We start from the raw sequence: 5,213 nt of genomic DNA, 5'->3' as shown, positions 1-5,213 counted from the left end.
AACGGATCACGGTTAATGATCATGTGGGTTTACCGACAAGCGATCGCGATGCTTATACCTTCACGACGGATTCTGTGGGGCGGCTGCTTCAGTTTGCGATTCGGAATGAAAATGGTGAGGCTGATGCAAAATTAGATGGCGATGTCAAAGTTGTTTTGTATGACAATCAAAATAATGTTCTGAAGGTGAATAATCAGGGTGTTAAGAAGGATATTGTTACTTCCAGTAATAACGATCCCTCTGGGACATATTCTTTTGTGGGTCTAGCGCCAAATAGCACCTACAAGATTCGTGTGGAGCCAGCGACGGGTGAAAAGACAAATTATCAACTTGTGTTAAATTTGGAGGAAGAAATTGCTACAGGAAACTATTATCCTAATATTGATAATGCTCTAACTACTTACTTTAGTAATAAAGCAGGCTGGCAGGGTAAGAGCATTGAAACAATGTGGGATCGCATCGGTGGCTCAAGTGCTCAATATGGACAATATGCGCGATACACTGGTGGTGATATTTGGACTAAGACAATGCCATCTGAGGTTCTTAGTATCTATCAGGATATATCTAAGGCTGTACTAGGCTATGCTTCCTCTGTGAATGCTGGCTATGCTTATGATGAAGGATATGAACCGACATATGGCGCACATTCCGGCATTGACATTGATACTGATCCAAACAAAGTTGTTAAATCAGCAACTAAAGGTAAGGTTGTTCGTGTGGAAAACCATATGCCTAATGGATATTGGATTGCCGTTGATGAACTGAATGATAATAATGAACGCACTGGTCGTCGATGGTGGTACGGACATCTCAACGGTGCTTATGTTCAGCCTGGTGATGAGGTTAATGGAGCTACACCTATTGGTCTCACTGGAGATGGTCAAGCTCCTCGGCATCATTTACACTTAGCTGTTGTTAATAGCTATAACGCTTCATATGGATGGAATGAGATTATCAATGGTAAAGTAGGAAACTATAATAGCAATGTGGAAAATGTCTTAGGTCGTACTGTTAGCCCACTACACGCTTACTGGAAATATCGTAATGGGATTAAAGAGTAGGGGATCGCGCCTCCAATCCCATAAACCGCAACGCACCAATTTAAACTCACCAAATGAAGGGGGTTGCGGTGCGTTACGCAGGACACAAAATGGACTGGACTTCAGCCTAAGTGAATCCCCTGAAGGCCGCACCCCTACAACTAAGTTATCCGAAAAGGGCGCAAGCCGCCGCACCCCTACGGTAAAATGATAGAATTGGGAGGTTTTGTAGGGTTCAAAAATCGATGTTGGGGTAGGGGCGTATTGCATACGCCCATTTCCGGTACACACCCCAATTTTATCAACCCAAATGTTCGATATTTCACCCAAAAATCACCAAACTCGATCGCATTTCCTCCCCAAGAAAATCCCAATAAAGAGACGCGATCGCTTTTTTTATTCTTCCGAATCAGAGCGATCGCATTTTTTATTGTTCATTCCTCAAGATGATACAATTGTCAAACAGAGCGATCGTATTCCTTTCGTTATTGTTTTGTATCAGGGCGATCGCAAGATCGACGAACAAGTAGTCGATTTAATGTTTGCCGATGCTTACTTTGATAATCTCAAACCCGGAAAATACACAGCACTGGTTAAACATGAATTAGTAGAACCTATCGAAGCTCGTTACGAGTTTGAAATTATGACAGATTCAGAACTCAGTCTGATTTTATTTAACTATTTAGAACCCGAACGAGTATTGTTAAGAATTAATACAATTATAGCTGAGAAATAAAATGACTCATTCTCGTCATATTGATTCTACTTCTCTTCAAGCCTATCGGTATCGCGTTCACTTGCTAGCTCGAGAGCTTTGGCAAGAAAAAAATCCTTTGAAACGTCTCAATATTTCTCTACAATTGGCAGATGCAACCACTCATTTAGCTAGATTAGAAGCTGAAACACTACAAGAACAATACGGCGAAGACTTCGAGAGAATTTTACAAAATGGAGAAAAATTGAAGAAAACGATCCCTCAAGAAAATTCTTATGAAAAATCAAAATCTCCTTCTTTGTGAAAAGCGCGATCGCATTTTTTATGGCAGAGAGAAACAGACGCGATCGCACTTCCATTTCCCCCAGTGCGATCGCATCAATACAATCCAAGAAAATGCCATAATGGACACAAATCTATCATGAAATTTTCCCATGCAAATCACCTTAAAGCCCGAACACGAAACATTTATCCAAACCCAACTCGCACAAGGCAAATATCAATCCGCAGATGATATTCTGAGTCAAGCCTTAAATTTACTACAACGCCAACAAGACTACGAACAGTGGATGAGCGAAACCCGTCACAAAATTTCGGAGGGGGTAGCTGCTTTAGAATGTGGCGAAAGCATAGATGGAGATATTGTCATTGCTCAACTGCGCGATCGCCTTCATAAAACCGATGCTTTCTAGCCCATGAAACAATATATTATTTCGTCTCCTGCTATTCAAGACTTGCAGGTTATTATTGATTATTTTTCCGAAACAAGCGTTGTAGCAGGAGAAAAATTTATTAGTAAGTTTGAGAAATGGTGTCAAAAATTACGAACTTTCCCGACAATTGGAAAACGCTATGATGGCTTGCAACTCGGGTTGAGAGGAATCGTCATTGATGAATACATTTTGTTTTATCAAGTTACAGATAATGTCGTTGAAATCATCCGAGTTGTACACGGAAGACGCGATCTAATAACATTATTTAATCAAGAATAGTACATTGGAATGGCTATCAGAAGCGATCGCACCTCCTCCATTTCCCCCAGTGCGATCGCATTTCTATTGTTCATTGAAAAAGGCGATCGCTTTTCCCAAGTTACGCGATCGCCTTTCCCAAGTTATGCGATCGCATTGTTGATAGTTCATTGAAGAAGAGCAATTATTGTAAATCACTTTCTGATACATTAGCATTTTTCATCAAAGTGCCTAATGTGCCAATCTTTAAATCTTTATTGCTATGGACGGGAACAGAAACAATGGAATTGCTTTCGGGATTTTGATAAATATGATGACTGCCTTTTACTCTTTTCAAAATCCAGCCCTTTCTTTCCAAAATCTTACAAAATGTTTTTCCAGAAATTGATTTCATATTGCAATTTCCACAATGCGATCGGTATCCTTATTTTTCTGACTTTCATTGGCAACTTCTAACCATCCTTGTGTAGCTTCTTGTAAATTTTCTATCACTTCTTCCCAAGTTTCTCCCTCGGTTACACATCCAGGAAGTGCTGGAACTTCTGCCCAATATCCTCCTTCTTCTGCTTCGTGAACAATTGCTTTAATTTTCATGATCCAAGATAATTATTGTTCTTACATTATAACGTAGTGACTAAGAACGACTTATCCCATTCTAGCAGGCGATCGCATTTCCTTCCCAAAAGAACATTTTTGAAAAAGCGATTGCACCTCTGATCTTTCCCAAGAGAAGCGATCGCGAAGCGTTCGTTTACGAGAATCGCTTTTCTATTGTTGATGGAAAAGAACAATATGATTCTAAAACAATTGCACGATCGCGCTTTTTATTGAAAAGAGAAATAGGCGCGATCGCTTTCGTGGAGGTCACAAAGCCTTACTTTGGGCATTTATCGAGCAATTGAACGCGACAGACATCAGAATTGCCTTTTACACTTTAGATTTTGTTCAGTGGAGGAAGCTATCATTAGAATTAGAACGTCTCATTATTCAAGCCGTTAATCCACCTTATAACGTTAAAATTCCAGCGAGGGATTAATCTATGCAAACTCAAACTACTATTTCTAAACATCTCTCACCTGAATTAGCACAAATCTTTTTAGAAGGATTACCAGAAACAATTCGTCACGGACTAGAAATACGAGCCGAAAACATGGACTATCCAGTCTGGGCAGTCATTGAAATGGCGATCGCTGGCTACCTTGATGAAGAGGCATTATCTTTTGTCGATTGTCATCCCAAGCTCGATTAGCCATTGTACGATGCGATCGCACCTCTGACCTTTTCCAAGAGAAGCGATCGCATTTTTTATTGCAGAGAGAAACAAGCGCGATCGCCTTTCCCAAGTTACGCGATCGCTATCCATCACTGTAACAATGGCAAAAAATGGCATATCTTGCCATAAACGTCCGCAAGTTATTCGCGATTTAATTGATATTGAAGGAAAAACAACCTATTACACCAAAACAACTTACGATCCCGATGGCATAATCGTTCATGTGAAAGAAAAATTTCCCAAACTCCAAACCATTTACCCCAATAGAGAATAGTTTATGAGTATCGTTCAAAACCACCAATACCAGCAAATTGCTCAAGAAAATACAAGGCGATCGCAATTATTAGAATCCTTGTTAGCGTGCGATCGCAATCTGGAAAATATACTATTAGCCTTAAATAAATTAGGATGGGATAGTGAAGAATCTATCGCTGTTCTCAATCGTCAGCATATTATCTCTATTCTCAACCGCTATCTCAACACAGAACTATCATGTTTAGCAGTCGAAAATTGGGCAAATGCAGTTGAATGTCGGGAAGATATTAGTTATGAAGAAAACTTTGAAACGATTATAGATCGCGTTATTCAAGAACTTGCCAATCCTCTTCTATATCGTCCCTTATCGCATACGATAGCACGAGAATGGTGCGATAGTTTTCTAGAATTAGATAGAGTTGATTCAGAGCGATCGCTTTCCTCTTGATTTTTTGGTAACTCTTGGAGTGATGCGATCGCGCTTTTTATGATGTCGAGAAACCGACGCGATCGCACTTCCATATCCTCAAGTAGCGATCGCATTTCTCAAATAAACTCAATTAGACCTTCTGCAACTGCTCGTTCTACCTGTTCGTCCAAATGAAATCTAATTGTTTCCAATATTCCGTCCCCTTAATTTTTGTTGTACCTTGGAAGGAATTTTTGCTTGCAATTCTCTCACGAATTCTTCACTTTCTCGGATGTGTCGCCGAATTTCGTCAAAATTGTCGTGATAATAAGCCAAAGCTGCATATACATCAGCTAGAGTAATTGTCGGATGACGCGACACGATTTCGTCTGGAGAAAGACCCATTTGTTCGTGCCAAACGACAATATCTTGAACCCGAATCCGATGTCCGGCAATACGAGAAAAAACGGGAGATTGATAGCCCCGTCTCTTTAGAGCGGGGTAGAAAATCGACACGGCGAATTTATTCGCCTATGTCTTATCTTGGTTA

Annotated in this window: 14 protein-coding genes; 11 read left to right on the top strand and 3 right to left on the bottom strand. The window is 40.2% G+C overall.

Annotation, left to right across the window (positions count from 1 at the left end; all coding sequences use genetic code 11):
* The 7 genes from JUI58_RS01015 to JUI58_RS00985 all read left to right on the top strand — a co-directional run.
* The coding region (locus JUI58_RS01015; protein ID WP_204101886.1) for a M23 family metallopeptidase at positions 1–1,061 on the top strand (1,061 nt) is incomplete at its 5' end.
* A 289-nt stretch (positions 1,062–1,350) separates the two neighbouring features.
* Positions 1,351–1,776 (top strand): hypothetical protein, encoded by a 426-nt coding sequence (locus JUI58_RS01010; RefSeq protein ID WP_204101885.1) that lies wholly within the window; start codon positions 1,351–1,353, stop codon positions 1,774–1,776.
* Position 1,777: 1 nt separating this feature from the next.
* Positions 1,778–2,059, top strand: coding sequence for a hypothetical protein (locus tag JUI58_RS01005; RefSeq protein WP_204101884.1), 282 nt, complete (start codon positions 1,778–1,780; stop codon positions 2,057–2,059).
* Positions 2,031–2,180, top strand: coding sequence for a hypothetical protein (locus tag JUI58_RS01000; RefSeq protein WP_204101883.1), 150 nt, complete (start codon positions 2,031–2,033; stop codon positions 2,178–2,180). Before JUI58_RS01005 ends, JUI58_RS01000 begins: the two co-directional genes overlap by 29 nt.
* A gap of 9 nt (positions 2,181–2,189) precedes the next feature.
* Positions 2,190–2,447 (top strand): type II toxin-antitoxin system ParD family antitoxin, encoded by a 258-nt coding sequence (locus tag JUI58_RS00995; protein WP_204101882.1) that lies wholly within the window; start codon positions 2,190–2,192, stop codon positions 2,445–2,447.
* 3 nt (positions 2,448–2,450) lie between these two features.
* Complete coding sequence (locus tag JUI58_RS00990) at positions 2,451–2,747, top strand: type II toxin-antitoxin system RelE/ParE family toxin (protein ID WP_204101881.1); 297 nt, start codon at positions 2,451–2,453, stop codon at positions 2,745–2,747.
* 4 nt (positions 2,748–2,751) lie between these two features.
* On the top strand, positions 2,752–2,889 hold the full coding sequence (locus JUI58_RS00985; RefSeq protein ID WP_204101880.1) for a hypothetical protein: 138 nt from the start codon (positions 2,752–2,754) through the stop codon (positions 2,887–2,889).
* A 21-nt stretch (positions 2,890–2,910) separates the two neighbouring features.
* Here the strand turns inward: JUI58_RS00985 and JUI58_RS00980 are convergent, their stop codons facing one another.
* Positions 2,911–3,120 (bottom strand): type II toxin-antitoxin system HicA family toxin, encoded by a 210-nt coding sequence (locus JUI58_RS00980; RefSeq protein WP_204101879.1) that lies wholly within the window; start codon positions 3,118–3,120, stop codon positions 2,911–2,913.
* Positions 3,117–3,320 carry a type II toxin-antitoxin system HicB family antitoxin gene (locus JUI58_RS00975; RefSeq protein WP_204101878.1) on the bottom strand — a complete coding sequence of 68 codons (204 nt, stop codon included), beginning with the start codon at positions 3,318–3,320 and terminating at the stop codon, positions 3,117–3,119. The genes JUI58_RS00980 and JUI58_RS00975 overlap by 4 nt, the downstream gene beginning before the upstream one ends.
* 445 nt (positions 3,321–3,765) lie before the next feature.
* Here JUI58_RS00975 and JUI58_RS00970 point away from each other — a divergent pair, with 445 nt between their 5' ends.
* The 4 genes from JUI58_RS00970 to JUI58_RS00955 are packed head-to-tail and all read left to right on the top strand — an operon-like array spanning position 3,766 to position 4,702.
* Complete coding sequence (locus JUI58_RS00970; RefSeq protein ID WP_204101877.1) at positions 3,766–3,975, top strand: hypothetical protein; 210 nt, start codon at positions 3,766–3,768, stop codon at positions 3,973–3,975.
* Positions 3,954–4,097 carry a hypothetical protein gene (locus JUI58_RS00965; protein WP_204101876.1) on the top strand — a complete coding sequence of 48 codons (144 nt, stop codon included), beginning with the start codon at positions 3,954–3,956 and terminating at the stop codon, positions 4,095–4,097. The genes JUI58_RS00970 and JUI58_RS00965 overlap by 22 nt, the downstream gene beginning before the upstream one ends.
* Positions 4,098–4,099: 2 nt before the next feature.
* The gene (locus JUI58_RS00960; protein ID WP_204101875.1) at positions 4,100–4,273 is read left to right on the top strand and encodes a hypothetical protein; all 174 of its coding nucleotides are present in this window, start codon (positions 4,100–4,102) and stop codon (positions 4,271–4,273) included.
* Between the two features lie 3 nt (positions 4,274–4,276).
* Positions 4,277–4,702: a hypothetical protein gene (locus tag JUI58_RS00955; RefSeq protein ID WP_204101874.1), complete on the top strand. Its 426-nt coding sequence runs from the start codon at positions 4,277–4,279 to the stop codon at positions 4,700–4,702.
* A 159-nt stretch (positions 4,703–4,861) separates the two neighbouring features.
* On the opposite strand, the gene JUI58_RS00950 is transcribed toward JUI58_RS00955, so the two are convergent.
* Positions 4,862–5,179 carry a DUF433 domain-containing protein gene (locus tag JUI58_RS00950; RefSeq protein WP_204101873.1) on the bottom strand — a complete coding sequence of 106 codons (318 nt, stop codon included), beginning with the start codon at positions 5,177–5,179 and terminating at the stop codon, positions 4,862–4,864.
* Positions 5,180–5,213: the final 34 nt, after the last annotated feature.

It is taken from the genome of Spirulina sp. CCY15215 (assembly GCF_016888125.1).
Taxonomy (GTDB): Bacteria; Cyanobacteriota; Cyanobacteriia; order Cyanobacteriales; family Spirulinaceae; genus CCY15215.
Note: the sequence above shows the minus strand (reverse complement) of the source record. Positions and strands in the feature narration are given on the sequence as shown.